Origin of the sequence: Winogradskyella sp. SM1960 (assembly GCF_020179375.1) — a bacterium.
GTDB classification, from domain to species: domain Bacteria; phylum Bacteroidota; class Bacteroidia; order Flavobacteriales; family Flavobacteriaceae; genus Winogradskyella; species Winogradskyella marina.
The window spans coordinates 349,970-376,966 of record NZ_JAICBG010000004.1 but is presented as its reverse complement, the minus strand read 5'-3'; the positions used below and the strand labels follow the sequence as shown (position 1 = coordinate 376,966).

The window sequence follows — 26,997 nt, the reverse complement described above, 5'->3', positions numbered from 1 at the left end:
CAAAGAACTTCAATATATTTAAGAAACAGGTTATGACATAATTAACTATGTATGAGCAAAATGTTATTAGAATATTACCTGAATATTAAATGTTTTTATGTTGAAGATTATGAAGGTTTTAAAAACTATATACAATAGTAATTTTAGGAAAAACGGTATGGTATTTTCGTTTTTATAATATAACAATTACATTAGCGTAAAATAAATGGCAATGGCAGGAAATTCCTTCGGAAAATTATTCAAACTTACAACTTACGGTGAATCACACGGTAAAGCAATTGGAGGCGTTATAGATGGTTGTCCATCAGGATTAAAACTCGATCTAGAAGCCATTCAGCAAGATCTAGATCGAAGAAAACCAGGACAATCTAAAATAGTTACACAACGTAAAGAACCAGATACTGTAGAATTCTATTCGGGTGTATTCGAAGGTTTTACGACAGGAACACCAATTGGTTTTGTAATTCATAACACCAATCAAAAATCTAAAGACTATTCGCATATAAAAGATGTATATCGTCCAAGCCATGCAGATTACACCTATGATAAAAAATATGGTATAAGAGATTATAGAGGAGGAGGACGTAGTTCTGCACGTGAAACCGCATCTAGAGTTGTTGCTGGAGCCATTGCCAAGCAAATGCTGAGTCAAATTAAAATAAACGCGTTTACCTCTTCGGTTGGCGATATATTTATTGATAAACCATATCAAGATTTAGATTTTAATAAGATTGAATCTAATGTTATTCGTTGTCCTGATGAAGCCACAGCTGAAAAAATGATTGCTAAAGTTGAAGCGATAAAAAAGCAAGGTGATACTATTGGAGGCACTATAACTTGTGTGATTCAGAATGTACCTGTTGGTTTAGGAGAGCCTGTTTTTGATAAATTGCATGCAGAATTAGGAAAAGCCATGTTATCTATAAACGCCGTAAAAGGATTTGAATATGGAAGTGGGTTTTGTGGAGCAAAAATGAAAGGTAGTGAGCACAATGATCTATTTAATGAAGATGGTACTACCCAAAGTAATTTGTCTGGAGGCATACAAGGCGGTATTTCTAATGGTATGGATATTTATTTTAGAGTGGCTTTTAAACCTGTAGCAACAGTCATTCAAAAACAAAATGCTTTAAATAGTTCTGGCGAAATTGTAGAGATGCAGGGCAAAGGCAGACACGATCCTTGTGTGGTTCCAAGAGCTGTACCAATAGTTGAAGCCATGGCTGCTTTGGTTTTGGCGGATTATGTTTTGTTGGACAGAGTTAGTAGATTTTAACTGTTTTATGGCTTGAATCTAGAACAGGAAAATAAAGCAAAAAGAAAGCATAAGTCTTTAACGATAGAGGAGTGGCTTACATTTTTTCTTTTTCCAATTAAGAGTAGAAATCAATTATTTCCAACAAAGTCCTTTAATGACCTTGAAGAAAAAAGGTTTGAAAAATTTGGATTTGAAAAGAAGAGAAAACAGGCAAATGAAGCTAAATTCTTTGGTATCTTGTTTTATATTAATCTGATACTGGGAATTATTGTTTTAGTAAATAAATATTAATTATGAGAATCTTGCGAAAGCAGGATTCTCGTAGTAAAATAATCAAGACCTCAAAGGTTTTCATAACTTTAGAAGTCTATAAAGAGTTCAAGACATAATTAAGTTTAATTAAAAAGATTCCTGCTTTTGCAGGAAATAAATATGAAAAAACTAGCATTACACTGGAAAATTATTATTGGAATGGTTCTCGGAATCATTTGGGCATTAGTTTCAAGCACCATGGGTTGGAGTCAATTTACTATAGATTGGATTGATCCGTTTGGAACTATTTTTATTAATTTATTAAAATTAATTGCCGTTCCGTTAGTGTTATTTTCTATCATCAGTGGAGTTGCTAATATTGGAGATCCAAAGAGTTTAGGTCGTATGGGCGGAAAGACTTTGGGTATTTATTTACTCACTACAATTATGGCCATTTCCTTAGGGTTATTGTTAGTAAATGTGGTTAAACCTGGGAAACTTATAGACGAACAAAGCCGAATTGACAATCGTATTAGTTACGAAATTTGGGCAGATAGCGAAGGTCATGACATAAAGGATGGTATCAATTACCTTCAAGATCCAGATTTTTTTGAACGCGCTCAAGAGATTTCAGAATTATCTAAAAGTGAATTAAAAGAAGCTGCTGTTGCCGATAAAATGGAAACCGTTAACGACCGTAAAGAAACCACGCCTCTACAACCTTTAATAGATATTGTTCCTAGTAATTTTTTCCATTCGTTATCTGATAATGGATTGATGCTTCAAATTATATTTTTCGCTATTTTCTTTGGAGTTTGTTTGTTGTTTATCCCAACAAGTTCCTCGCAACCCGTTTTAAATTTGGTGAATGGAATTAATGAGGTCTTTCTTAAAATGGTAGATTTTGTAATGCAAGGTGCTCCGTTTTTTGTATTTGCGCTATTAGCTGGAGTTGTAAGTAAAATGGCTGGAGACGATATAGGAAAAGTCTTAGAAATATTTAAAGGATTAAGCTGGTATTCCATAACAGTTTTAGCAGGATTGTTATTAATGATATTTGTAATCTATCCGATCATCTTAAAACTATTTGTGCGAAAAATACCTTATACAGGCTTTTTTAAATCTATGAGTCCTGCGCAAACTTTAGCATTTTCTACTTCTAGTAGTGCCGCTACACTTCCTGTAACTATGGAATGTGTTGAAGAGAACTTAGGTGTCGATAAAAAAGTAAGTAGTTTTGTACTTCCAATAGGAGCCACTGTTAATATGGACGGAACAAGTATGTATCAGGCTGTTGCTGTTATATTTTTAGCACAAATGCATATGATAGATTTAACTTTAGGACAGCAAGTTACCGTCGTTTTAACCGCAACCTTAGCATCTATTGGCTCTGCAGCTATACCAAGTGCAGGCTTAGTAATGTTAATTATTGTATTGAGTTCTGTTGGATTAAATCCTGCGTGGATAGCCATTATTTTTCCGGTAGACCGTATATTAGACATGTTTAGAACCGTTGTAAATGTTACGGGTGATGCTACTGTTTGTTCAATCATAGCAGATGGTGAAGATATGTTAGATTATAAAGAACACGAAAACCCAACTCAAACGTTTGATTTAGATTCATGATTACATTAGCGTTTACATAATGAAAACCTTGCAACTTAATACTCCTTTAGTTTCTGTTGACTGGCTCAACTCCAATAAAAATGCGTCTAATTTAATAGTCTTAGATGCAACTATAAATAAAGTCATTGATACAGATTCTGAGAGAATTCCGAATGCTAGATTTTTCGATATTAAACAAAAGTTTAGTGATATTTCTGCACCATTTCCAAGTACCTTACCTTCAAAAGAACAATTTCAATCTGAAGCTCAAAATCTAGGCATTAACAAGGATTCTTGTGTTGTCGTTTACGATGATAAGGGTGTTTATTCTTGTGCGAGAGCTTGGTGGTTGTTTAAAGTTTTTGGCTTTGATAATGTCGCTGTATTAGATGGTGGTTTGCCAGAATGGAAAGCAAAGACCTATAAGGTTGAAAATTATATTCATGAAAATTATTCAAAAGGTAACATTGAGGTAAATTATAATTCAGAATTAATGGTGAATTTTGAAGGTGTGAACCTATTTACTACAGACAACAACGCACTAATTGTAGATGCACGCTCAGCACCACGTTTTAACTGTTTGGTAGACGAGCCAAGAGCAGGATTACGACGCGGCACTATTCCGAATTCAAAAAACCTACCTTACACCGATCTCTTTAATGGAAACACATTTAAATCCGTTAACGATATTTCAAAAATCTTTAATATATTAGTAAGAGAAAATAAGACTTTGGTTTTTAGTTGCGGCTCTGGTATAACAGCATGTATCTTAGCTTTAGCGGCAACATTGTGTAACTATAAAAATTTAGTTGTCTATGATGGTTCATGGACAGAATACGGTAGCTTAACTGATTAAATAATGAAAACAATAGATTGGACAAAAGACGAACTCGTCGCTTACATTTTACTTTTTGCTGCAAATGCAGATTTTAAAGAATCGGTTGCAGAACGCAACTTAATTATTTCTAAAGTAGATGTAGAAACCTTTAAAGATATTCATGAGGAATTTAAGCTTGATAACGATTATCAAGGCCTTAAAAAGATTATGACAAGCTTAGAACAGCATAACTACGATAAAGATGATATCGACCTGTTACTTGAAGATATAAAAGCCATTTTCTTTGCTGATGGTGATTTTGATATTACAGAACAAAACATGTTATTATACCTAAAACGTTTATTTAAAACGGTTTAACGACTTTGTTCCAATGCATTTAATTTCGTTATGAATTTGATGGTTGGTGGTAACGACTACTAATGGTGCACTAAAAAAAGCCTCAAAACGAAAATAACATTTCTTTCAAAATTATTGACACCAATAAGAAGTTAGACATTCTTCTTATGAGAATTAAACTCATTCCCAACTAACAGAAGTTAGGGTTTAATTGAAATTACTTTGTTTTGAGGCTATGTAATACTATAAGTTAACGCGTTTCTCTTTCGGAAATTTTACGGAGTATGAATGTTTAACATTTGCAGTGGCACTCGATTTTAAATTTAGGGTCCATTTTAAGATACCTTTGTCTTCATCGTAGTTGGAATTTCCGGTTTCTATATCATCTATTTTAATTGTTTTATGCTGACTTTTCGGAATGCGATCTAATATAGTTAACTGAATATCAGATTTTTTGTTGTTTTTAATTTCTATTTCAAAAGCTTTTTGAATCACTTTATTATTTCCAATAAATGTGGTCTTTTTAAAGTCATTGAGTTGTTTGCGTTTTACAATAATATTCGGATCTACTCCAAGCGAAACTGTTAAACTATCTGTTGTTGCACTAGGATTAATATTTGTTTTGCCAGAATAACTCCCTTCAAAATATACATTTGCTTCTGCTGGTAATAGATTGTACTGTTCCCAATTTCCAATTTTAGCAGTTAAGAATACATTTTCGTTTAAAATAGGTGCAGCGAAATAATTGTATGTTGCAGGCACACTGAATTTGTCAATTTCTATTACTGAAATATCTCCATCAGATGGAATGCTGTGTTTTTTATTAATTTCGAATCTGGTGTTGGTGATGCCAGTTTCAACCGTAATTCCTAAATCGTTTATTTTGCTTTCAGAGCCGTCTTTTAACGTGATTAAGACTACGCCGTTGGCTCCACGACTTCCGTACATACTTGTTGTAGCAGCATCTTTAAGAACTGATATATCTGAAATATTATCTGGATTAAGCTGACTTACATCTCCTGAATACGGAGCTCCATCAACAATATATAAAGGTTGAATACTACCACTTAGTGAGCTAAACCCTCTCATTTTAATAGTTGAGTTTGTACCAGGTTGTCCGTTACCTTGAACAACATTGACACCAGCCACTTCACCTCTCAATGATTGATGTTCTTTAGAGGCTGTTCCATAGCCAACTGTTACAACTTCATCTAGTCGATTAATATCTTCATCTAAAACCACATTCATAATGCTAGAATGAATCGGTAATTCTTCTGTTTTCATACCAACATAAGAATATGTAATACTATTACCAATTGTCGTTTTTATCGAATAGCGACCGTCAAAATCAGTTTGTATGCCATTGGAAGTTCCTTTTTCAATTACATTAACTCCAGGTATTGGTAAACCATCAGAAGATGATGTTACGACACCTGAAACATGCTTCACCAAAGGATTGTACTTATAATTATAGCTTCTGGTAGCACGTTGCGATTGGTAATTGCTGTAAGCACTTATAAAGTTTAAATATTTAGGTTTTACATCGGGTTTTTCGTTATTAGTGTTAGGATCACTTGTAGACAATACTAAGTTAACATCTGTCCAATCGCAACCCGAATTTTGAAAGACATGCGCTTTATATTCCAAACTTAACGGACTATTAATTTTATCAGCTTTTAGATCGTAAATAGGAAACCAACCTGCATTTTTTATGTTGTATTTTAGTTTTAAATCTAATGTGGTTGCGATGTCACTATTCAGTTTTAACTTAATCTCACCAGTTTGCACTTTTTCATCAACATTTAATTCTGCTAACTGCTTATTTATATCTGCTTTAGTAGTGCGATGTTTTTCAATTTCATAATTAGAGCTATTTGTTAAGGTTTTTAATTCAGTAATCCGTGTTCTATAATACGTAGCAAACGATTTTAGTTTTTCTAAACTTACAACTTCAGTTGCATTGCCCAATTTTTTATTGCTTTGTATCAAACTTAATTCTTCGTTATAACCAGCAATTAAATGGTGCTGTTGTTGAATCTTAGCATCCAAAGTTTCCAATTGATTTTGTAAGGTTGAAATGGAATCGTTCTGTTTTTGCTTTGATAAATAATTGATGCCATAATTAATAGAAAGGATAGATGCATCTTGTAAACCTGATATTTGAATACTACTTTCTTCAATATGCGGTGATAAGCCATTGAATGTAATTTCGGACTTGCCAGCATTTAGTTTTACTGAAGATTCTCGGTTAATTTCAGCACCATCTAAATAAACGGTTACTGTATTGATGTCGCTAGATTGCTGGAAAGCATAAATGCATTGTGTTCCGATTAAAAATAGAAACACTAAGGCTGTTTTTAAAATGTTTTGTTGGGTTGTCATTGTGTTTGAGTTTAGTTGTAACCCAAAACTATGATGGAAGTGACGTTTTAAATAGTTGCAATGAGTGAAACACAACAAACGACTAGTAAACCTTAGACTTCACTTAGTGTTGCCTCGTAATTTATATCTTTAATTGAATACTAAACTATACTTTGTGTGTCATTAATTGAGTACGTAAGAAATATATTACCAAAGTGCGATTGGTAGATATAATTTGCATTTTTCATACCTAAATCAATTTTATAAGTTCTTACATCGAATTTTCTATGTACAATTTAAGGAAGTCTATATATTTGCATCAACAAAATAAAGTGCTATTAATCAATTAATTATTTTCCCTCATTATAAAAAATTGAAACTAGAATTTTTGTTTAAATAAAATTAGTTTTAAGTAAGTTGTTAATTTAAAAAAGTCTTTTCACTGGTTATGGAAAGGCTTTTTTTATGCTAAAAATTTAGATTTTAATTCAGGAGTAGGAATCATACAAGCTTCTTTTTTACCATACCATTTGTAACGGTTTTTAGCGATATAATTATAAACCCAATTTCTAATAAACGCAGGTACAATTATAAAAATAGATAATACGTTAGTTGGAAAACCTAAATGTTTAGCTATTAATAATGCAGCTGTAGATTTGTAGGTGAGTTTATTTTTTTGTGGATTATAAAGTAAAATTGAATCTGTTTTCTCAGTATCGATATTAAATTTTTGAATGACTGTTTTTCCTATGTCACTTTGTAATGGAGCAAACAAGAATTTGTCCTTTTTATCTCGTTTTATCACAAACAACACACTAGAGTTGCAAAGGTTGCAAACTCCATCAAAGAGAATGAGTTGTTTATGTTTTGGAACTTCATCTATCATTTTACAAATTCAATCTGGTAACACTTTAAATCGTTGTGTCTAAATTAGTCTCAAAAACTAATATTACTTTACTTTTTTACAGCTTCTACCAATTCTAATTGGTCTAAGCTAACGTTAGTGGTAAACATGCCGTAATTAACATTGGCTTTGCCTTTTTCAATAGAATCTATACTACCAATTGCTCTTCCGTCGTGCATGCGTACGCGGTCACCTACACGTAGTATTGGTTTTGGTTTTTCTACTTTGACTTCTTTTTTCTTAGCCGCTTTTTTCTTCTTACGGATGACTTCAACTTTCTTTTCGGCTTCCTGTTTTACTTGGCGTTCTTTATGTTTTTCAGCACGTTTTTGTTTGGCAGAAAGCTTCTTTCGTTTTGAATTCTCAATCTGAACCAATCGGAATAATTCCGCCATTAATTCACGCTTCTTTTTATCTTCGAAGTACTTTTCAGAGATGTCATTGACTTTCTGGCCTAAGTAAATTAAGCGTTGATTAGAATCATACAATTCTTGAAAGTTCTCTAATTTCTTCTGAACTTTTGCATTGATTTCTTCAAGTTTATCGGCTTCAGAGATTTTCTTTTTTTCGTTTTCCTTTAGTGATAACTTGGTTTTTTCAAGCTTACTGCGTTCTTTTTGTAGTTTCGCAATAGTGGCATCAAATCGTACTTTGCCACGCTCAATTTTCTTTTTCGATTTGTTGATTAAGCTGTATGGAATTCCGTTTTTCTGCGCCACTTCAAAGGTAAATGAACTTCCTGCTTGGCCAACCACCAGTTTGTACATAGGTTCTAATGTACGTTCATTAAAAAGCATGTTGGCATTTTCAATATGAGGCAGTTCATTTGCCAGTAATTTTAAATTGGAATAATGTGTAGTTATTATTCCGAAGGCTTCACGTTCGTAAAAGACTTCTAAAAATGTTTCAGCTAATGCTCCTCCTAATTCTGGGTCACTTCCTGTTCCAAATTCATCGATTAAAAACAAGGTTTTATTATTACATTTTTTTAAAAAGTAATTCATCTGTTTCAGTCGATAACTATACGTACTGAGATGATTTTCAATCGATTGATTATCGCCAATATCACTGAGAACTCTATCAAACAAACAGACAGAACTGCGCTCGTGTACCGGAATTAACATACCACTTTGCAACATCACTTGAAGCAAGCCAACTGTTTTTAAAGTAATACTTTTTCCACCTGCATTTGGGCCAGAAATGACTATAATTCTACTGTCTTTTTTTAAGCCAATGGTTTGAGGAAATGTTTTTTCTCCTTTTTCTTTATTGGTTAAATAGAGTAGTGGATGGTAGGCATCGCGCAAATACATACTGCGCTCTTTTGAAAATTCTGGCAAAATAGCATTCATGTTTTGCGCATATTTTGCTTTGGCAGAAATAACATCTATTTGCGTTAAAAATGCTTGGTAGTTATGAAGAAGTGGTGAAAATTCACGAATATAGTCAGTTAATTCTTTCAAGATTTTAATAACCTCTTCTTTCTCTTCGTATTCTAAATTGTTGAGTTCTCTGGTGTGTTGCAGTGTGGTTTCGGGTTCAATATAAACGATGCTTCCTGTTTTACTGCCTCCCATTATCGCTCCTTTAACTTTTCTACGATACATCGCTTTTACAGCAAGCACACGCTTGTTTTCTACCACAGACTCTCTAATGTCATCTAGGTACTCGAGATTATGATACGTGTTTAATGCTGAAGAAAAACTACTATTTATTTTACCCTTTAATTGGTTTATCGTTTTTCGTAAGCTAGACAGTAGCGGAGAAGCTTCATCTTTAATATCTCCAAAACGATCGACCACAGCATCTACTTGCTCAATGATTGATGTGTTGATTTCTATTGGCTGACTGAATTTTTGAAGTTGCGGATAATACTCTTCAAACTTCTTTAAGAACTTTAAAATTGAATTTACCGTAAGTGACATGCTCACTAACTTTTGTAAACTAGACACTTCGAGATAAGTGTTTTCTATCTTTAGAAGTTTTAATTCTTTAGCAATAGTTTCAAAGCCGTGATTTGGTATTCTATTGTCATTCTCAAATGAGGATAAATATTCGCTGACAAGTATTAGTTCTTGTTTCAACAACTCTTCCTTTTTAAACGGTAGAATAGCTAAAACAGCTTCCTTTCCTAAAGCTGTAAGTGTATGTGCGCTAATTTGATCTAAAACCGTAAAAAATTCGAGATCTTTTAGGGTTTTTTCATGAATGTTTATCATGTAAAAGAATACGTTTTAGAATTACAAATTTAAAATATTATACACTATTACAAGTATGAAGACACCGCTAAAACGACTAAGGTTACAATTATTAGAATTATAAATAATGGAAAAATAAATTTTAACCATTTGCTAAAGTTGATTTTAGCAACCGCAAGCGATGCTAAAATTAAACCCGTAGGATTTATAAGATAAAACAAGCCTAAACCATATTGATAGGTGTTAACCACAATCTCACGGCCAATACCAACGGTATCTGCTAAAGGTGCCATTATTGGCATGGTTAAGACCGCCATTCCTGAAGAACTTGGTATAAAAAACGACAATCCTGAATAGATCATGGTCATTGCACTAGTAAAAATGCCTTTATTCATGCCTGTTGTCATATCACTGGCGTAATATAATAAGGTATCACTAATTAAACCATCTGTCATTAATACGGTAACACCTCTTGCAATTCCTATAATTAAAGCCACACCCAACAAATCGCTTGCTCCTTTTACAAAGGTTTCAATAAAATCCGTTTCACTAATCTGAATAATAAAACCTATTAATATCGCACCAACTAAAAACACCGTCGTCATTTCAACAAACCACCAATCTAGTACAGATACACCTATAATCATAAGAATAAAACTACTCGTAAAAACAAATAAGGCTAATTTTAACCTCCAATTAAAATCAATATGACTGCTGTCTTTCATAGTGAACAACTTAGCAATTTGATCGCGTTGATCATAAATTAGAGATTTACTTGGATCGTTTTTCACACGCTTTGCGTAGCGTAAAATGTAGAGTATAGTAATAGTTAAACATAAAAACAGCATAAATATACGTCCATATAAACCGGTTGTCCAATTGATACCAGCGGCATCACTAGCAATAATCGTTGAAAACGGATTTATGGTAGAACACATCGTACCGATGGCAGAGCCTAAAAAGATACAAGCTACACCAACCATGGCATCGTATTTAGCGGCTAAAAACACGGGAATTAAAATAGGGAAGAAGGCAATGGTTTCTTCTGCAAAGCCAAAGGTGGTTCCACCTAAGGCAACTAAAGTTGTGACTAAAACAATGAGTAAAGATTCCCGACCTTTTAGAACTATAGCGAGCTGACCTATAGCTGCATCAAAAGCACCAGAACTGTTGAGTATGCCTATTAAACCTCCAATAATTAACACTAGGAAAATAATATCTGCTGCTTCAATAATTCCTTTTATAGGTGATTTTACAAAATCGTAAAAACTTTGTGGTTGCGCTTCTAATTTTTGATAAGTCTCAGGAATGTTAATGGGTTTATAAATATCGCCATTCGTAAATTTTTCAATAGGAATTTTAATGTTTAAATCCTCAAGTGTGGCTTGAGAAGCAGGTAATACAATTTCTTCATCTAAGCTTAAACGTGTAAATTTGTCTGTAGCTGTATTATAGCTTAATGTATCGTATTTTCCAGCCGGAACAAACCAGGTTAGAAGGGTAACTAAGCCTGCAATGATGAATAATATAGTCTGAGCAGAAGGGAATTTTAGAGTTTTCATTCTGAATTGTTTGTCGGTAAAGTTAAGTTTTAATACTAAATAATCTGTTTTTAAATATGACTATAAATATAGACCAAAGTTGGAAAAACCACTTGAACCCTGAATTTGAAAAACCTTATTTTAAAGATTTAGCTGAATTTGTAAAAATAGAATATCAAAACCATACCTGTTTTCCTAAAGGTTCTGATATTTTTAATGCGTTTAACCGTTGTACGTTTAACGATGTGAAGGTGGTTATTATTGGTCAAGATCCATATCATGGAGAAGGCCAAGCTAATGGTTTGTGTTTTTCTGTGAGTGATGGTATAAAACACCCTCCTTCGTTAATAAATATATTCAAGGAAATGGAACACGATTTAGGCATTCCGTATCCTAAAAGTGGTAATTTAATGCCGTGGGCAGATCAAGGTGTTTTGCTTTTAAATGCCACCTTAACGGTAAGAGCGCATGAGGCAGGAAGCCACCAAAAGAAAGGTTGGGAACAATTTACAGATGTTGTTATTAAAACGATTAGTGCAGAGAAAACTAATGTTGTGTTTTTACTTTGGGGAGGATATGCTAAAAAGAAAAAGAAATTAATTGACACCTCTAAACATATTGTTTTAGAAAGTGGCCATCCATCTCCATTAAGTGCTAATAGAGGGTATTGGTTTGGAAATAAACATTTTAGTAAAACTAACTCCCGGTTGGAGCAAGTTGGTTCGATGGTAATTGATTGGCAGTTATAGCAGGTTTTGTTTTTGCTATAATTGCTTTTGGTTCTGATTTAGCAAAGTGTGGCACTCTATTATCAGTCTTCCTAGATGTTTTATTACAACTAAAGATTAATAATAAAAAGTTAAGTGCAACTAAGAAAGATAAAATCAGAACAATATTAACAATCATATTTATCTATTTGGGTTATAAATAGCGTTGATAAACAAATGTACTTAAATTTTTGAAATTCTGAAAGTTATATCTAAAAACACTTTAACTAAAAATACGCAACCACCTAATAATAAACCAGCTAACCTTTCTAAAATGTTAAAAAGCCATACTGTTTATAACGTTTTTAATTAAGATATAGTTATATTTCATGAATTAATTGCGCATAATCTACTTTTTCAGAAATGATTTTTAAATCATATAGTTGTTCTTGTACATTATCTAGTGTCTTTTTATCCATAATACTTTGCGACCATTCTGTTAACGATAACCATTCTTGTACATCTTCTAATTCTTGCTCGTAACGATTTGCTATCGTTTTATCGATACTAGGAATAGATTTAAAGTCGGAAGTTGTTTCATTAATAATATCTAAAATGATTTTTAAATCGTCTTCATTATTATCAATAAATTCTTGTCTCACTGCAATTACAAAACAAGGCCATGGTGATGGTAAATTGGCGATACGTCTAAATATACCATCATCTACAATAGGTTTTGTTGTGAATTTTTCCCACATAAAATAGTCGGCATCACCATTTGTCAAGCCTTTAATTGCACCATCAAGATTTTTTATGACTTCAAAGTTAAGGTCTTTTTCTAAGTTCCAATTATTATTTTTTGCGTTGATATAAGCCATTAAATGTGAGCCAGAACCATATCTGCTAATGGCAGCTCTAGCTCCTTTAATATCATTTATTGTTTTAAATTCTGAATCTGCAGCTACATGGATTCCCCAATTTAGAGGTGTTTCTACAAATGTCTGCACAATTTTTGAAGGATTACCTTCAATGATATCTTTAACAACACCTTCGGTTAATATTACCGCCATATCAATTTCACCAGAACGCAATGCTTTATTCATTTCACCTGTTCCACCGTAATAATCGTGCCATCTTAGATTGATGTCTTGGTTTTTGTATTCACCATCTTTTAGAGTTAAATACCACGCTAAATTAAAGTGTTCTGGGACACCACCTATATTTACTTTTTTCATTTTATGCTGAACTTGTTTCAGAATCTTTTCTGCTAAACAAGATTTTTTATTTTTAAATTAAATAAGCACTTCGACTATTAAATATTCACAATACGCTCTAAAGCATATAAAATTAATTTATCGACTACTTTTTTAGGGTCTTTACTAAAATCCCCATTAGCTCTATTGGCAATAATAGCATTTAAAGACAAGGCTTCGTGTCCTAATAATTTTGAAAGACCATAAATTACAGATGTTTCCATTTCAAAATTTGTAATTCTAAAATCCTTATAACTAAAGTTGTCTAATTTTGAATTAAGATCAGGATCATGCAGTGGTAAACGTAGCACACGTCCTTGTGGACCGTAAAAACCACCAGCTGTACCAGTCATGCCTTTGTGAATTTTATCTCCTTCGAAATACTTTTCTAAATACTTACTATTATTAATAACAATGGGTCTGGCTTTGTTTTTATCCCAATGAGTATGTTTCATAAATTCATCTTCAATTTCAGGATTGCTAATCCCATCAATTTGATAAAAATGAAGCATTCCATTAATGTCTAATGCATGTGTACTAATTAAAAATGCGTCTACAGGAATATCATCTTGTAACGAACCAGAAGTACCAACTCTAATAATATTAAGACTTGTTAATTCTGTTTTTAACTCTCTAGTTTCTAAATTAATATTCACTAAAGCATCAAGCTCATTTAGAACAATATCTATGTTATCTGGACCAATTCCTGTTGAAATAACTGTTAATCGTTTATCTTGATAATAACCAGTCTGTGTCTTGAATTCACGTTTTTGAGTACTAAACTCAATACTATCAAAATGTTTTGTGATTTTTTCTACGCGATCTTGATCCCCAACAAAAATGATGGTATCTGATATATTTTCGGGTTTTAAATTCAAATGATAAACACTACCGTCTGGATTTAATATAAGTTCTGAATCTTTAATGGCCATAAAATATCGTTTTTATAAGTTTATTCTGTTTGATATTGAATTGGAAGCCTAAGCGATTTACACCTCCATAAACCATATCATTATGTATTTCTTTTGCAAAATTGTTTTGTTCTAATAATGCTTTATAACCGTTTCTATTAAGTACAATTCCTGTTTCACTTTCAGTAAAAAATACATCTAATTTATCTATAATTCTAGATAGCTGTATATCAATAAGACCATAATAACCTTGATAATTTAGGCTATAGCCTAAAAGGTGTCCTTTAGATTTTATAAAATTATCCTTTACAATGGTAAGAATATTGGTTTCTAAAACACTAAGGCCACTTTTTTGATTAGGAAAACGTTCTAAATGTGCTTTTAAACAATTACTCAAATATTTAAAATTCGACTTTTTAACAATATATGGCTTTAAAATATTATGGTCTTTACCACAATAGGTTCTCCATATAGCAATTGCTAAATCAATATCTTCTTTTGTTAATCGAATTCTATCCTTATAATGTGCTTTTAATTGTTCCGGATTAAGTTCATTTAAAGCTTTTAAGCGTTTTTCACCTGCCACACGTCCACTACAAATAAGATAAAGTGGTTTATTAATTTCTTTTTGGTGCAAAAGATTAATCACACCTATTAGGTTAATATGAGAAAACAAATCATACTCAAACCAAAGGTTTATTTCGCTGTAAGCATCAATATCATCTAATTTAGATAATTCTGATAAAATTTCTCTGGTATTCACTTCAATCTCGTAATAGTCTTTCAAAAACTCAATACGAAGTTTTAAAAATTCTCTTGAATCGATAGCCGGAATTGTTGGGCCTTCACAAAGCATCTCCTGCCATGTTACAATATCTTCTTTAAAATCTAAATCTCTTAAATAAACAGTGAGGTTGTTACCATTTGTAATATGTAAACAATTTTTTGCCATATTAATTAACCTCCAACACGTTTTACATTAAAACCTTTTTCTTTTAATATGGTCATAATTTTATCTCTATAATCTCCTTGAATTATTATTCTGTCATCTTTAAAACTGCCACCAACACTAAGCTTTGTTTTTAAGTCTTTTGCTAATTTCTTAAAATCTTCAGTTGCCCCTGTATAGCCTTCAAGTATAGTAATAGGTTTTCCTTTTCGTTTTTCGTACTTACAAATTATAGGGTCGTCTTGCAGCCATAAACCATCATTTGAATCTTCAGTAGTATCTGTAGATTCTGGAGTGTGATCTGGAAAGAGGTTTTTTAATTGATCTTGTAAATCCATTTTTTCAGTTTTTAGTCTTCAGTTGGCAGTCTTCAATCTTTAGCCTATCACGTATTGATAATGGACTGCATACTGTGGACTGAGAACTGCGGACTATTTCTTAATAAGTCCTAGCTCTATTAAACGTTCATTTAAAAATTCGCCAGCCGTAATGTCTTCAAATTGTTTTGGATGATCTTCATCGATACAACTTTCTAAAACATCTAACTTCATTTCGCTGATAGGATGCATAAAAAACGGCATAGAATAGCGCGATGTTCCCCAAAGTTCTCGAGGTGGATTTATGACACGATGTATCGTAGATTTTAATTTATTGTTAGAATGGCGCGATAACATATCACCAACATTAATCATTAGTTCATCTGGTTCAGCTATTGCATCAATCCATTCGCCATCGTTACGTTGCACTTGTAAGCCTCGACCTTGTGCACCCATTAGTAAAGTGATTAAGTTAATATCTCCATGTGCAGCAGCTCTTACCGCATTTTTAGGTTCTGAAGTAATTGGTGGATAATGTATTGGTCGTAAAATAGAATTTCCATTATGAATATAATTATCAAAATAGGTTTCTTCTAAATTTAAATAAAGGGCTAAAGCACGTAAAACGTACTTCGCTGTTTTTTCGAGCATTTGGTAGGTTTGCTTTCCTACTTTATTAAAATCATCTAACTCTTTGACTTCAACATTTTCAGGGTATTCTTTTCTGCGTTCTTCGTCATCTTCTACATATTGTCCAAAATGCCAAAACTCTTTTAAATCGCCTTCTTTCTTTCCTTTTGCGCTTTCTTTACCAAAAGAGACATAGCCACGTTGACCACCAATTCCTGGAATCTCGTAACTTTCTTTTACCTCTAATGGTAAATCGAAAAATTTCTTTACTTCACCATATAAGTTATCTACCAAAGTATCATCTAAAAAGTGTCCTTTTAAAGCTACAAAACCAATGTCTTCATAAGCTTTTCCTATATCGTTTATAAATTTTTGTTTTCGCTGAGGATCTTCAGAAATGAAATCCTTTAAATCTACACTAGGTATTCTATCCATGGGATTTGTGTTTAAATTTTTGTCAATATACAAATGTAACGATAATAGTGCTAAAAAATCAGGTAGGATTTATTGACAATTTGAAGTCTAATTTGAATTATTGAAGCAATTTTATTTACATTTGAAATATCTATATCTAAACCTTCTTACAAAAGGAAGTGATTAATTTTGATGTTTTATGTGACCTTTGAATCCAACAACATAAACCTATAAAACATTACTTAAACAACATTCCATGCCAACAATCACAAAGAGTAACATAGCTTATGATAAGCGAAGTTTAAATGACAGAACGTTATTAGAACTTTATTATAATATGCTGAAACCGCGACTAATTGAAGAGAAAATGCTCATTCTTTTACGTCAAGGAAAAGTATCAAAATGGTTTTCAGGAATTGGTCAAGAAGCCATTTCTGTTGGTGTCACTATGGCATTAAAACCGAGCGAATATATTCTTCCAATGCATAGAAATCTTGGTGTTTTTACGACACGTGAGATTCCCTTAGATCGCTTATTTTGTCAATGGCAAGGAAAGGCTAGTGGGTTTACTAAAGGTAGAGATCGTTCTTTTCATTTTGGGACTCAAGAATACAATATTGTAGGCATGATATCGCATTTGGGTCCGCAATTAGGAGTTGCAGATGGTATAGCTTTGGGGAATCTTTTAAAGAAAAACGGAAATCTTACAGCTGTTTTTTCTGGTGAAGGCGGAACGAGTGAAGGCGATTTTCATGAGGCTCTTAATGTGGCTTCTGTTTGGAGTTTACCTGTTATATTTTGTGTAGAAAATAATGGCTACGGATTGTCAACTCCTACAAATGAACAGTACAATTGTAAGCATATTGCAGATAGAGGTAAAGGTTATGGCATTGAGTCTTTTATTTTAGACGGCAATAATATTATTGAAACCTATACGAAAGTTCAAAAATTAGCTGAAAGTATTAGAAAAAGACCACGTCCTATTTTAATAGAGTTCAAAACCTTTAGACGTCGAGGACATGAAGAAGCTAGTGGGACAAAATATGTACCTCAAGAGTTGATGGATGAATGGGAAACAAAAGATCCTATTAAAAATTTCAGAAGTTTTCTATTCAGTAAAAAGATTTTAACCGCACAAATTGATGAGGTTTATAATGCTGAAATTAAATCTGAAATTGATGCCGCTTTAGACACAGCCAATGCCGAACCAGATATAATACCTAATGAAACTACGGAATTAGATGACGTATACAAATCATTTGAATATAAGCACCATACACCAAATAAAAACACAAAAGAATTACGCTTAATCGACGCTATTTCTGAAGGTTTAAAACAATCCATGCAGAAGCATAAAGATCTTGTAATTATGGGACAAGACATTGCAGAATATGGTGGAGTTTTTAAAATCACAGAAGGCTTTGTAGAGGAATTTGGAAAAGATCGCGTTAGAAATACACCAATTTGTGAATCGGCAATTGTTGAAACAGCTATGGGACTATCTATCTCAGGTATAAAATCGGTTGTAGAAATGCAATTTGCAGATTTTGTAACATCAGGCTTTAATCCTGTAGTGAATTATTTAGCAAAATCGCATTACAGATGGCAACAAGAAGCTGATGTGGTGGTGAGAATGCCATGTGGTGGTGGAGTGGCTGCAGGGCCATTTCACTCACAAACTAATGAAGCATGGTTTACTAAAACACCAGGCTTAAAAGTGGTGTATCCGGCATTTCCTTATGATGCCAAAGGCTTATTAGCAACAGCAATAAATGATCCTAATCCTGTGTTGTTCTTTGAACACAAGGCTTTGTATCGTAGTATTCGACAAGATGTACCTACCGATTATTTTACGATTCCTTTTGGAAAAGCCGCCGTTTTAAAAGAAGGTGACGCTGTTACGATTATTACCTATGGATCTGGAGTTCATTGGGCTTTAAATACTTTAGAAAAAAATCCTAATATTTCGGCTGATGTCATAGATTTGAGAACACTTCAACCTTTAGACAAGGAAACTATTATTAATTCCGTTAAAAAGACAGGACGCGCTATTATACTTCAAGAAGACTCTTTATTTGGCGGAATTGCTAGCGATCTTTCTGCAATGTTAATGGAAAACTGTTTTGAATATTTAGATGCGCCAGTAAAGCGTGTAGCGAGTATGGAAACACCTATACCGTTTATTGGGCAATTAGAAGAGCAATATATGGCTAAAGGGAAGTTTGAAGCGGCTTTATTAGAACTTTTAAGATACTAGAAGCAAAGTATATATAATATAAGAGCCAGCAAATTTGCTGGCTCTTATATTTTAAATAGCATAAAGGAATTAACTTTCTACCTGAATCTTTTTTGCTATGGCTTCTACATCATCTAATACACGCAATAAGTTACCACTCCAAAGTTGTTCAATTTGGGCTTCTGTATAACCACGTTTTACCAATTCTAAAGTTACATTAAAGGTTTCTGAAGCATCAGACCAACCTTCGATTCCGCCACCACCATCAAAATCGCTACTGATACCAACATGGTCAATGCCTATTTTTTCAACGAGATAATCGATATGGTTTACAAAATCAATAACATTTACTGCTGCTGGAAAATCTTCTATTTGATTTATTTTTTCTTTAGTAATATCCATAACAGTTTTCCTGTTTTCTAAAAATTCTTTTTGAGATATTTCATCTAACGCTCTAAAGGCACTCCTATTGTACCATGTAATATCTAAAGAATCTATTACTTTGTTTCGTATCGCTTCCATAGCGTCATTATGAGCGTTTTGTTTTTCGGTATTCAAATACGACTTAAAAGCGACCGTCTGTACAACACCTCCATTTTCTTTTAACCAGCCTAATTGTTCATCATCTAAATTTCTACTATGATTGCACAAGGCTCTTGCAGAAGAGTGCGATGCAATTATTGGTGCCTTACTCAATGCTACCATTTGTTTCATCGCTTCTTTTGAAGGGTGAGAAACATCGATCATCATACCAACACGATTCATTTCTGTAACAACTTCTTTTCCTAAATCACTTAGTCCATTATGTAACCAAACATCGTCTTCTTCTCCAGTATTACTATCACAAAGCTGACTGTGTCCATTGTGAGATAATGACATATATCGCGCACCAAGATTATAAAATTTCTCAACATTGCTAACATCTAATCCTATAGGATAGCCGTTTTCTATTCCAATCATAGCTACTTTTTTACCTTTTGCATGTATCTGTTTCACATCAGCAGACGTTACCGCTAGTTCTATTTCGTTCGGTGCATACTCATTCACTAAGTTATGGATGGCATTAAATTTAGACATTGCGTTGTCATAGGCTTTTTTATATCCAGCTTCAGTTAATGAGTCTTGACCTGTATAAACAATGAACCATGCCACATCTAAACCACCAGCTTTCATTTTTGGTAAGGTAATTTGTGTGTCTAAATCTTGCGTGTAATTAAGTGAGTCTGTAAAATTTTTCACATTGATATCGCAATGTGTATCCAATGTTATCACACGTTCATGTATCGCTTGGGCATTAGTTAAGAGGTCATCTTTTTTTGAAGGTTCTGATTTGCAACTCGTGTTTATCATAAGTATTAAACTAAAATATAATATAGATTTTTTGTACATGATTGATTTGTTTTTTTAAAAGTAACTAGAAATATGACTAAAAGCAAACTGTATTTTATTTATAGAAATCTTAATTTTAGGTACCATTTATACCAAAAACCTAAAAATAATTTGAAAAAGTTATTAATTCTGTATTTTTACATTTCTAAAAAAAAAATAAAATATGAAATTAAAACTACTTTTTGCATTCTTATTTGTCAGTTCATTTTCTTTTGCACAACAATTTCCAGAAGACATTAAACCACCTAGTTGGAGTCAAAATTCATTGACTGATTTAACCCCTTTTACGCTTCCTACTTTCGATTTGAAAAAATTACAAGAAGAAGATAAAATTAATGACCAAAATAAATCTATTCCTTGGAGATTTGGACATGATCTTTATGTGGACCATAACTTTAATGACGTAGGTGAATGGACAACTTTAGAAAATGGAGACCAGATTTGGAGAATGGCTTACACCTCTAAAGGAGCACATTCATTAAATTTTATGTTCGATGTATTTAAAATTCCCGAAGGAGCAAAACTCTATGTATATAATAGTGATAAAACGGATTTATTAAGACCTTTTACACATCACAACAATAACCCTGAAGAAGTTTTAGGGACATGGTTAGTTAAAGGTAATGTAGCTTATATAGAGTATTATCAGCCTGCAAATGTTTCTGGTAACGCTAAAATTACGGTTGGCTCTGTTGTTCATGGTTACCGAACTGCAGAAACGTATCAAAAAGCGCTAAATGATTCAGGTGCTTGTAATCACGATGTGGATTGTGATATTACACCAGCTTCAGATCCATTTGATATAGATACTAGAAAAGAAGAAGTAAAAAAAGCTGGTGGACTGTTGCTTGCTGGAGGTGCTAGTTTTTGTTCTGGTACTCTTGTAAATAATACGAACAACGATGGAACTCCTTATTTTTTAACCGCAAATCACTGTAGTGGAGGAGAAGGTAGCTGGGCATTTCGTTTTAACTGGAGAAGCCCAAACCCATCTTGTGGTACATTTACTAATAGTACTAATGGAACATTTAATCAAACGGTTAGTGGTTCTATAGTTAGAGCTCAAAATTCTCAATCTGATATGGAATTGGTTGAAATTACAGATGCCAGTTTTTTTGACAGTAACCCAGATGTAGTTTGGGCAGGTTGGAATAAATCTACAACGGAAGTTCCTTCTGTTACCTTTGGTATTCATCATCCAAGTGGTGATATTCAAAAAGTATCTAGAAACGATGAAGGTGCGATTAGAACATCGACCTTTTTTAATGGCAATCCTACAACACAAATGTGGGGAATAAATGATTGGGAATTAGGTGTTACTGAAGGAGGTTCATCTGGATCTGGTTTGTTTAATGAAAATGGTCATTTAATAGGTATGCTTTCTGGCGGAACTGCTTCATGTTCAGGCACAAATGATAATGGAGGTTTTGATTTATATGGACGCTTTGGTGTTGCTTGGGATTATGGTCCTACAGCTTCATCACGACTTAAAGATTGGTTAGACCCTGGGAACACTGGTCTTAACTTCGTAGACGTGTATCCTCAATTACAAACGTATGATAATGATGCGCGAGTTACGGCTGGGGCTGGTATCCCAACAGAATTATGTGGAGAAGATTTTACACCTCAAGTAACACTTATAAACTCAGGAGATTTAACTTTAACATCTGCAGATGTTTCATACTTTATAGATTCTGAAACTAGTACTACAGTAAACTGGACAGGTAATTTACTTAATGGAGAAAGTGTTGTGGTAGCAACACCTGTCTATTCTAATTTAAGTGCAAGTAATCACATATTTACTATTAACGTTTCAAACCCAAATGGAACCACAGATGAAAACACAACCAATAACACATTTGCCGTTAATTTTGATGTATCATCTGCATATGCAACAAATACAATCGTTTTTGACCTTTTAACGGATAATTATGGTTATGAAACTTCATGGGACCTTGTTAATAGTTCGGGGGTAATTGTGGATAGTGGAGTTTATTTTGATTCAAATAATCCTACATCATACGAAGAAATTATTACCATTCCGAGTTTTAATGAATGTTATACGTTTACCATTTACGACGAAGAAGGTGATGGTATTTGTTGTACATATGGTACTGGCTCATATAGCTTAAGAGATGAAAATGATAATGAGATAATTTCAGGTGGTGAATTTACGGCTTCTGAATCAGTAACATTCAATGTACAAGACCCGTTAAGCGTTAATGAATTTAGTTTAGATGGTTTAATTAATTTATATCCTAATCCTGTAAATAACAACTTAAATATTGATTTGAATAATTTAAATGAAGATGTAAGTTTTGAAATATTTGATACTTTAGGTAAGAAAATTAGTAATGGGGATTTAAGAAGTAATGACACTCATATTTTGAATATATCAAACTATCAAAGTGGGATTTATTTTATAAAATTATCTACCAATACGAGTTCTATGACACAAAAATTTATTAAAAAATAAGAACTCAAAATAGAATTCATAAAAAAAGGTCAGTTTCTTTAACAGGAAACTGACCTTTTTATTAAACTCTAAATTGCTTTTATTAATGTTAAAGTTTAATGGTTTTTAAGTCATCATCTAAACTATTAGATGTATTGACAATTTTGGATAAAACTCTCATATTAATTGATTTTTTGATTGATGAAATTATGTCTTATGCTGTTATCTGTAACGTCGTTTTTTATTCCAGTTAAAACTTTTTGTTTCAGACGTAGTACTAGATAATTGATTGTTGTTTAAAGTTCTCATAATGTTTGTTTTTTAATTGGTTATACTAAATAGACGACGAAACTTTATATTTGTTACAGTACCATGCATAACATAATACGTTTTTAACAAATATTAACGAAATTGAATGTATCTTTATAACTATGAAAATACATCATTTTGTTATTATTCTTTGTTGTCTTAGCTTGTATAACTGCAATACAAGAGCAGAAGATAAATGTATCACAAACACTATTTTAGTAACTGCTACGGCATACAATTCCTTAGCATACCAAACCAACTCTAATCCAAATATCACCGCTTTTGGCGATAGTTTAAAACCTGGATTGCGATACATTGCGGTTTCACGAGATTTATTAGATTCTGGCCTAGTACATAACACCAAAGTAAAAATACAAGGTTTTGATAGTCTATACACGGTTAAAGATAAAATGAATCGTCGCTGGAGAAAACGGATTGATATTTATATGGATAACGATGTAAACAAAGCAAAAAATTGGGGCAAAAAGAAAGTTAAGATTGAATATTGTATCCAAAGTAATGATTCAATTTCTAATGAGAACGTTTAACCATAATTTCTGAAACTATAAAAGGATAGGCCTTTTGCACTTCAATTAATTCGGCTTTTGATAATTGATCTGGTGTTTTATTATAGACTTGTTTAGCATAACGCATTCTTAAATCGTAATAAGCCTTTGTAATTTCATTTTGAACGGACACAAACAAATCGTATTTGGTAGCAGCAGAATGACTCAAAGAAATAACGGCCTTTTTAGGATGATCTGAAGAGGTTACGGATTGTTTTCCTTCGCAATAATCACAATTGTTATTTCCATTATTATCTATAAAGGCTTCCACTAAAGAAGCAATTTCAGTGAGTTCTAGACTATTTTCGTTAATCATAATTTGCTGTTTGTCATTCATTGAAACATGTAATAGGTTACGTTCTGGTATATCTGCAGTACAATCTCCAGTTTCACAAATAGGTGGTAATTTTCGTAAAATACCTTTGTCTGCAGAAATAGTGGTCGTTACTAAAAAGAAAATGAGTAACAAAAAAGCAATGTCTGCCATAGATCCTGCATTGACCGATACAGAATGTCTTTTAAGTGATTTCATAATAATATATTTTAAATGTTAATAAAATCTTAAACACAATAACAGTACCAATCTTGTTAAATCTTGTTAACAATTCATTCCATAAACCTTTACAATGTGCTATTTTTGCGAAATTAATATCGAACTAAATTCAATTTATGTCGTCAGAAACCGAAACCATTCAACAAAATGCTACTGAGAAAAGTCTCTATGATTTCCAGATCAAGGACCTGAATCGCATTTTTGATGTAATGCGAGATGAGTCTGATGATTTTAATCTCTTATATCAGCTTCCAACAGGAGGAGGTAAAACGGTTATTTTTTCTGAAATCGTTAGACGTTACGTGGAGCAACATCAGAAAAAAGTGGTGATTCTTACCCATAGAATTGAACTTTGTAAACAAACATCTAACGTATTATCTGGTTTTAATGTTAAGAATAAAGTCATTAATAGTAAGGTAAAAACACTTCCAGATCAAGATGATTTTCAGTGTTTTGTAGCCATGGTTGAAACCTTAAATAACCGCTTGTCTGATAATGATTTTGAATTAAAAAATGTTGGTCTTGTTATTATTGACGAAGCACATTACAATTCGTTTAGAAAACTATTTAAGTTTTTTGAAAATTGTTTTATTCTTGGTGTAACCGCCACACCATTGAGTAGTAATATTAAGCTACCAATGAAAGATAACTACAAAAAATTAATCATTGGTGATGATATTTCGACCTTAATAAAAAATGGGTTTTTAGCTAAAGCTGAAGTTTCGCATTACGATGTTGGGTTAACCTCATTAAAAATAGGTATTAATGGTGATTATACGGTAAAATCCTCAGAAGCTTTATATACCAATAGCTTAATGCAGTCTAAATTATTATTGGCATATGAGGAATTGGCTAAAGGTAAAAAAACGCTGATTTTTAATAATGGAATTTATACATCTAAAGAAGTTTACCATACGTTTAAAAAGGCAGGGTATAACGTTAGGCATTTAGATAATACTGCCAATAAACAAGAGCGTAAAGACATTCTAAAATGGTTTAAAAACACACCAGACGCTGTTTTGTCGTCGGTAAGTATCTTAACGACTGGTTTTGATGAACCATCTGTAGAATCTATCATTTTAAACAGAGCCACAAGATCGTTAACCTTATATTTTCAAATGATTGGTCGTGGTAGCCGAATTTATAAAGATAGAGATACATTTCAAGTTATAGACTTAGGAAATAATGAGGCGCGTTTTGGCGCTTGGGATCAGCCCGTAGATTGGCAACATATATTTAAACATCCAGATTATTATTTAGAGAATATTATAGATGACGATCTACTAGAACGTGATTTTGTGTATAAGATGCCAGATTCTTTAAAGGTGAAATTTAAAAAGTCGTACACATTAAATTTTGATGTAAAAGCAGAATACAAAGACGTTATTAATTCTGGTCAAAAATCATTTACAGTCATAGAACGATCTATTGCACAACATTCACAAATATGTATTGATAATAGTGAAGATGTTTTTGATGCAAGAGAGTTAACTAAAGACCTACAAGACGAAATAGCTTTTAGAATAAAACAGTACTGCTACTGCATAATGAATAGCACTCAAAACTACAAAGATTGGCTATTTGAAGAATATAATAGAAAGTTAAGAATTAGCTTCAACGGCAAGTTTTAACTTTTTTTTGTAAAGATTGACGTTTATATGTCTTTATTTTGAAATAGGTACGGTTTTTGTAACTTACTTATTCAATACTTAAAACCCATAATATAAAAGTGAAAACTATAAATATCATCGTATTTATATTCTGCATTTTTTGCAGCACAACGGTTTTTGGCCAAGTTATAAAAGATAAGGAAACGAAATCTATTCGTATTCCGGCAGAAGAATCTAAGAAGAAAAAAGACTCTGCTTTAGTTAAAGTTAAAGTTGCGCCAATTCTTGAAAAAAAAGACGATAAATCGAGTGGTAGCTCTAAGAACGAAGACGAAAAATTTGTAATTAGAGAAACAGAGAAGCCCTTTTCTATGTTTGAAAATGACGGTTTAAAAAGCCCTAGTGAAATTTATGAAAAACGTTGGAAAAAGGAAGCTGTAAAAGGTGGTATTGTTAGAACCATGTCAGATCAGTTTTTAGGTGAACATAATGTAGATACTAAATTTGTAAATATTGTGTGTAGAGATCACCAATATCCTGATGGCGACCGTGTTCAGATTTTAGTAAACGGAACCGTTGTAAAGAATAACTTATTACTTACAAGTAGTTATAGACGCGTAGAAGTTAATTTAGTAGATGGAAAAAATACGGTTGATATTGTGGCGTTAAACCAAGGTGAATCTGGACCTAACACAGCAGAATTTGTGGTGTATGATGATAAAGGTAATGTGATTTCATCTAAAGAATGGAATCTTCTAACAGGTGTGAAAGCAAGGATTATTTTTCAAAATGAAAAAGTAACAATTAAAGAGAAAACGGCTAGTACAACTGAAGAGGTTTCTAGTAACTAACTGGCAAAACTTCAGCAGGTTGCATGGTTTCTAACTTATAATCACCAATCCGTACGCGTACTAATCGCAATGTTGGCAAACCAACCTTTGCAGTCATTTTTCGAACTTGTCTAAATTTCCCTTCGGTTATGGTAATTGAAAGCCAAGTTGTAATTCCATGACGCTCATCGCGCACAAAACGTTCAAAAATATGTGAAGTATCTGTTAGTATATTAGCTTTACAAGGTTTTGTCTTGTATGGTTTTCCTTCCACCGAAATTTCAATGCCACTTTCTAATTCCGAAATAATTTCAGGTGTAATAACACCATCGACCATGACGTGATATTCTTTCTCAATAGCAGAACTCGTTATGTAATTACTAAATTTTCCATCTGTAGTTAATAACAATAAACCTTCCGATTTCTCATCTAAACGACCAACAGCCATCGTATCTTTTGGAAAATTGTATATCTCTCCTAATAGTTTTTTAGACTTTCGTTTAGTCTGATGATTTACAAACTGACTTAAGTAGCCATAAGGTTTGTAAAGTTTATAATAGCTATGTTTATTCATG

23 protein-coding genes are annotated in these 26,997 nt (G+C 32.7%); 11 read left to right on the top strand and 12 right to left on the bottom strand.

Features of this window, described 5'->3' with window-relative positions; translation table 11 throughout:
• The first annotated feature begins 211 nt into the window (after positions 1 to 211).
• From aroC to K1X16_RS12330, 5 genes are all read left to right on the top strand, one after another.
• The gene (gene aroC, locus K1X16_RS12350; RefSeq protein ID WP_225036524.1) at positions 212 to 1,276 is read left to right on the top strand and encodes a chorismate synthase; all 1,065 of its coding nucleotides are present in this window, start codon (positions 212 to 214) and stop codon (positions 1,274 to 1,276) included.
• A 12-nt stretch (positions 1,277 to 1,288) separates the two neighbouring features.
• The gene (locus K1X16_RS12345; protein ID WP_225036522.1) at positions 1,289 to 1,549 is read left to right on the top strand and encodes a hypothetical protein; all 261 of its coding nucleotides are present in this window, start codon (positions 1,289 to 1,291) and stop codon (positions 1,547 to 1,549) included.
• Between the two features lie 141 nt (positions 1,550 to 1,690).
• Positions 1,691 to 3,136: a dicarboxylate/amino acid:cation symporter gene (locus K1X16_RS12340; protein ID WP_225036520.1), complete on the top strand. Its 1,446-nt coding sequence runs from the start codon at positions 1,691 to 1,693 to the stop codon at positions 3,134 to 3,136.
• A 19-nt stretch (positions 3,137 to 3,155) separates the two neighbouring features.
• Positions 3,156 to 3,971, top strand: a complete 816-nt coding sequence (locus tag K1X16_RS12335) for a sulfurtransferase (RefSeq protein WP_225036519.1) — start codon at positions 3,156 to 3,158, stop codon at positions 3,969 to 3,971.
• 3 nt (positions 3,972 to 3,974) lie between these two features.
• The gene (locus K1X16_RS12330; protein WP_195871930.1) at positions 3,975 to 4,310 is read left to right on the top strand and encodes a hypothetical protein; all 336 of its coding nucleotides are present in this window, start codon (positions 3,975 to 3,977) and stop codon (positions 4,308 to 4,310) included.
• Between the two features lie 222 nt (positions 4,311 to 4,532).
• On the opposite strand, the gene K1X16_RS12325 is transcribed toward K1X16_RS12330, so the two are convergent.
• The 4 genes from K1X16_RS12325 to K1X16_RS12310 form a co-directional block, all read right to left on the bottom strand.
• The gene (locus tag K1X16_RS12325) at positions 4,533 to 6,671 is read right to left on the bottom strand and encodes a DUF4139 domain-containing protein (protein WP_225036517.1); all 2,139 of its coding nucleotides are present in this window, start codon (positions 6,669 to 6,671) and stop codon (positions 4,533 to 4,535) included.
• 442 nt (positions 6,672 to 7,113) lie between these two features.
• Positions 7,114 to 7,536, bottom strand: coding sequence for a thiol-disulfide oxidoreductase DCC family protein (locus K1X16_RS12320; RefSeq protein ID WP_225036515.1), 423 nt, complete (start codon positions 7,534 to 7,536; stop codon positions 7,114 to 7,116).
• Between the two features lie 68 nt (positions 7,537 to 7,604).
• Positions 7,605 to 9,773: an endonuclease MutS2 gene (locus K1X16_RS12315; protein ID WP_225036513.1), complete on the bottom strand. Its 2,169-nt coding sequence runs from the start codon at positions 9,771 to 9,773 to the stop codon at positions 7,605 to 7,607.
• A 47-nt stretch (positions 9,774 to 9,820) separates the two neighbouring features.
• The gene (locus tag K1X16_RS12310) at positions 9,821 to 11,314 is read right to left on the bottom strand and encodes a YfcC family protein (RefSeq protein WP_225036511.1); all 1,494 of its coding nucleotides are present in this window, start codon (positions 11,312 to 11,314) and stop codon (positions 9,821 to 9,823) included.
• Positions 11,315 to 11,370: 56 nt separating this feature from the next.
• On the opposite strand from K1X16_RS12310, the gene K1X16_RS12305 reads away from it, so the two are divergent.
• Positions 11,371 to 12,042, top strand: coding sequence for a uracil-DNA glycosylase (locus K1X16_RS12305; RefSeq protein WP_225036510.1), 672 nt, complete (start codon positions 11,371 to 11,373; stop codon positions 12,040 to 12,042).
• A gap of 338 nt (positions 12,043 to 12,380) precedes the next feature.
• On the opposite strand, the gene K1X16_RS12300 is transcribed toward K1X16_RS12305, so the two are convergent.
• The 5 genes from K1X16_RS12300 to K1X16_RS12280 form a co-directional block, all read right to left on the bottom strand.
• The gene (locus tag K1X16_RS12300; RefSeq protein WP_225036509.1) at positions 12,381 to 13,235 is read right to left on the bottom strand and encodes a substrate-binding domain-containing protein; all 855 of its coding nucleotides are present in this window, start codon (positions 13,233 to 13,235) and stop codon (positions 12,381 to 12,383) included.
• Positions 13,236 to 13,312: 77 nt separating this feature from the next.
• Complete coding sequence (locus K1X16_RS12295; RefSeq protein WP_225036508.1) at positions 13,313 to 14,185, bottom strand: nucleoside phosphorylase; 873 nt, start codon at positions 14,183 to 14,185, stop codon at positions 13,313 to 13,315.
• Positions 14,175 to 15,116, bottom strand: a complete 942-nt coding sequence (locus K1X16_RS12290; protein ID WP_195871922.1) for a DUF1835 domain-containing protein — start codon at positions 15,114 to 15,116, stop codon at positions 14,175 to 14,177. The genes K1X16_RS12295 and K1X16_RS12290 overlap by 11 nt, the downstream gene beginning before the upstream one ends.
• Positions 15,117 to 15,121: 5 nt before the next feature.
• Complete coding sequence (locus K1X16_RS12285; RefSeq protein ID WP_225036507.1) at positions 15,122 to 15,451, bottom strand: translation initiation factor; 330 nt, start codon at positions 15,449 to 15,451, stop codon at positions 15,122 to 15,124.
• A gap of 93 nt (positions 15,452 to 15,544) precedes the next feature.
• Entirely contained in the window at positions 15,545 to 16,495 is a 951-nt protein-coding gene (locus K1X16_RS12280) for an isopenicillin N synthase family dioxygenase (RefSeq protein WP_195871920.1), read from the bottom strand.
• Between the two features lie 235 nt (positions 16,496 to 16,730).
• Here K1X16_RS12280 and K1X16_RS12275 point away from each other — a divergent pair, with 235 nt between their 5' ends.
• Positions 16,731 to 18,731 (top strand): thiamine pyrophosphate-dependent enzyme, encoded by a 2,001-nt coding sequence (locus K1X16_RS12275; RefSeq protein ID WP_225036506.1) that lies wholly within the window; start codon positions 16,731 to 16,733, stop codon positions 18,729 to 18,731.
• A gap of 69 nt (positions 18,732 to 18,800) precedes the next feature.
• On the opposite strand, the gene K1X16_RS12270 is transcribed toward K1X16_RS12275, so the two are convergent.
• Positions 18,801 to 20,099: a dipeptidase gene (locus tag K1X16_RS12270; RefSeq protein ID WP_225036505.1), complete on the bottom strand. Its 1,299-nt coding sequence runs from the start codon at positions 20,097 to 20,099 to the stop codon at positions 18,801 to 18,803.
• A gap of 163 nt (positions 20,100 to 20,262) precedes the next feature.
• On the opposite strand from K1X16_RS12270, the gene K1X16_RS12265 reads away from it, so the two are divergent.
• Together K1X16_RS12265 and K1X16_RS12260 are read left to right on the top strand one after the other, a co-directional pair.
• Positions 20,263 to 22,575 carry a T9SS type A sorting domain-containing protein gene (locus K1X16_RS12265; protein WP_225036504.1) on the top strand — a complete coding sequence of 771 codons (2,313 nt, stop codon included), beginning with the start codon at positions 20,263 to 20,265 and terminating at the stop codon, positions 22,573 to 22,575.
• Between the two features lie 410 nt (positions 22,576 to 22,985).
• On the top strand, positions 22,986 to 23,411 hold the full coding sequence (locus K1X16_RS12260; protein ID WP_225036493.1) for a 3D domain-containing protein: 426 nt from the start codon (positions 22,986 to 22,988) through the stop codon (positions 23,409 to 23,411).
• Here the strand turns inward: K1X16_RS12260 and K1X16_RS12255 are convergent.
• Complete coding sequence (locus K1X16_RS12255) at positions 23,395 to 23,961, bottom strand: ExbD/TolR family protein (protein ID WP_225036492.1); 567 nt, start codon at positions 23,959 to 23,961, stop codon at positions 23,395 to 23,397. The genes K1X16_RS12260 and K1X16_RS12255 overlap by 17 nt on opposite strands.
• A 137-nt stretch (positions 23,962 to 24,098) precedes the next feature.
• On the opposite strand from K1X16_RS12255, the gene K1X16_RS12250 reads away from it, so the two are divergent.
• Both K1X16_RS12250 and K1X16_RS12245 read left to right on the top strand, forming a co-directional pair.
• The gene (locus K1X16_RS12250; RefSeq protein WP_195871916.1) at positions 24,099 to 25,613 is read left to right on the top strand and encodes a DEAD/DEAH box helicase; all 1,515 of its coding nucleotides are present in this window, start codon (positions 24,099 to 24,101) and stop codon (positions 25,611 to 25,613) included.
• Between the two features lie 98 nt (positions 25,614 to 25,711).
• Positions 25,712 to 26,443: a hypothetical protein gene (locus K1X16_RS12245; RefSeq protein WP_195871915.1), complete on the top strand. Its 732-nt coding sequence runs from the start codon at positions 25,712 to 25,714 to the stop codon at positions 26,441 to 26,443.
• Here K1X16_RS12245 and K1X16_RS12240 read toward each other — a convergent pair.
• Positions 26,433 to 26,996, bottom strand: coding sequence for a pseudouridine synthase (locus K1X16_RS12240; RefSeq protein WP_195871914.1), 564 nt, complete (start codon positions 26,994 to 26,996; stop codon positions 26,433 to 26,435). The two genes, K1X16_RS12245 and K1X16_RS12240, sit on opposite strands and share 11 nt — an antisense overlap.
• Position 26,997: the final 1 nt, after the last annotated feature.

Bases quoted from the DNA above. Each gene is read 5' to 3' on its own strand.
- aroC (WP_225036524.1), top strand. From the start codon at position 212: ATGGCAGGAAATTCCTTCGGAAAATTATTCAAACTTACAACTTACGGT.
- K1X16_RS12340 (WP_225036520.1), top strand. From the start codon at position 1,691: ATGAAAAAACTAGCATTACACTGGAAAATTATTATTGGAATGGTTCTC.
- K1X16_RS12335 (WP_225036519.1), top strand. From the start codon at position 3,156: ATGAAAACCTTGCAACTTAATACTCCTTTAGTTTCTGTTGACTGGCTC.
- K1X16_RS12330 (WP_195871930.1), top strand. From the start codon at position 3,975: ATGAAAACAATAGATTGGACAAAAGACGAACTCGTCGCTTACATTTTA.
- K1X16_RS12325 (WP_225036517.1), bottom strand. From the start codon at position 6,671: ATGACAACCCAACAAAACATTTTAAAAACAGCCTTAGTGTTTCTATTT.
- K1X16_RS12320 (WP_225036515.1), bottom strand. From the start codon at position 7,536: ATGATAGATGAAGTTCCAAAACATAAACAACTCATTCTCTTTGATGGA.
- K1X16_RS12315 (WP_225036513.1), bottom strand. From the start codon at position 9,773: ATGATAAACATTCATGAAAAAACCCTAAAAGATCTCGAATTTTTTACG.
- K1X16_RS12310 (WP_225036511.1), bottom strand. From the start codon at position 11,314: ATGAAAACTCTAAAATTCCCTTCTGCTCAGACTATATTATTCATCATT.
- K1X16_RS12305 (WP_225036510.1), top strand. From the start codon at position 11,371: ATGACTATAAATATAGACCAAAGTTGGAAAAACCACTTGAACCCTGAA.
- K1X16_RS12300 (WP_225036509.1), bottom strand. From the start codon at position 13,235: ATGAAAAAAGTAAATATAGGTGGTGTCCCAGAACACTTTAATTTAGCG.
- K1X16_RS12295 (WP_225036508.1), bottom strand. From the start codon at position 14,185: ATGGCCATTAAAGATTCAGAACTTATATTAAATCCAGACGGTAGTGTT.
- K1X16_RS12290 (WP_195871922.1), bottom strand. From the start codon at position 15,116: ATGGCAAAAAATTGTTTACATATTACAAATGGTAACAACCTCACTGTT.
- K1X16_RS12285 (WP_225036507.1), bottom strand. From the start codon at position 15,451: ATGGATTTACAAGATCAATTAAAAAACCTCTTTCCAGATCACACTCCA.
- K1X16_RS12280 (WP_195871920.1), bottom strand. From the start codon at position 16,495: ATGGATAGAATACCTAGTGTAGATTTAAAGGATTTCATTTCTGAAGAT.
- K1X16_RS12275 (WP_225036506.1), top strand. From the start codon at position 16,731: ATGCCAACAATCACAAAGAGTAACATAGCTTATGATAAGCGAAGTTTA.
- K1X16_RS12270 (WP_225036505.1), bottom strand. From the start codon at position 20,099: ATGTACAAAAAATCTATATTATATTTTAGTTTAATACTTATGATAAAC.
- K1X16_RS12265 (WP_225036504.1), top strand. From the start codon at position 20,263: ATGAAATTAAAACTACTTTTTGCATTCTTATTTGTCAGTTCATTTTCT.
- K1X16_RS12260 (WP_225036493.1), top strand. From the start codon at position 22,986: ATGAAAATACATCATTTTGTTATTATTCTTTGTTGTCTTAGCTTGTAT.
- K1X16_RS12255 (WP_225036492.1), bottom strand. From the start codon at position 23,961: ATGAAATCACTTAAAAGACATTCTGTATCGGTCAATGCAGGATCTATG.
- K1X16_RS12250 (WP_195871916.1), top strand. From the start codon at position 24,099: ATGTCGTCAGAAACCGAAACCATTCAACAAAATGCTACTGAGAAAAGT.
- K1X16_RS12240 (WP_195871914.1), bottom strand. From the start codon at position 26,996: ATGAATAAACATAGCTATTATAAACTTTACAAACCTTATGGCTACTTA.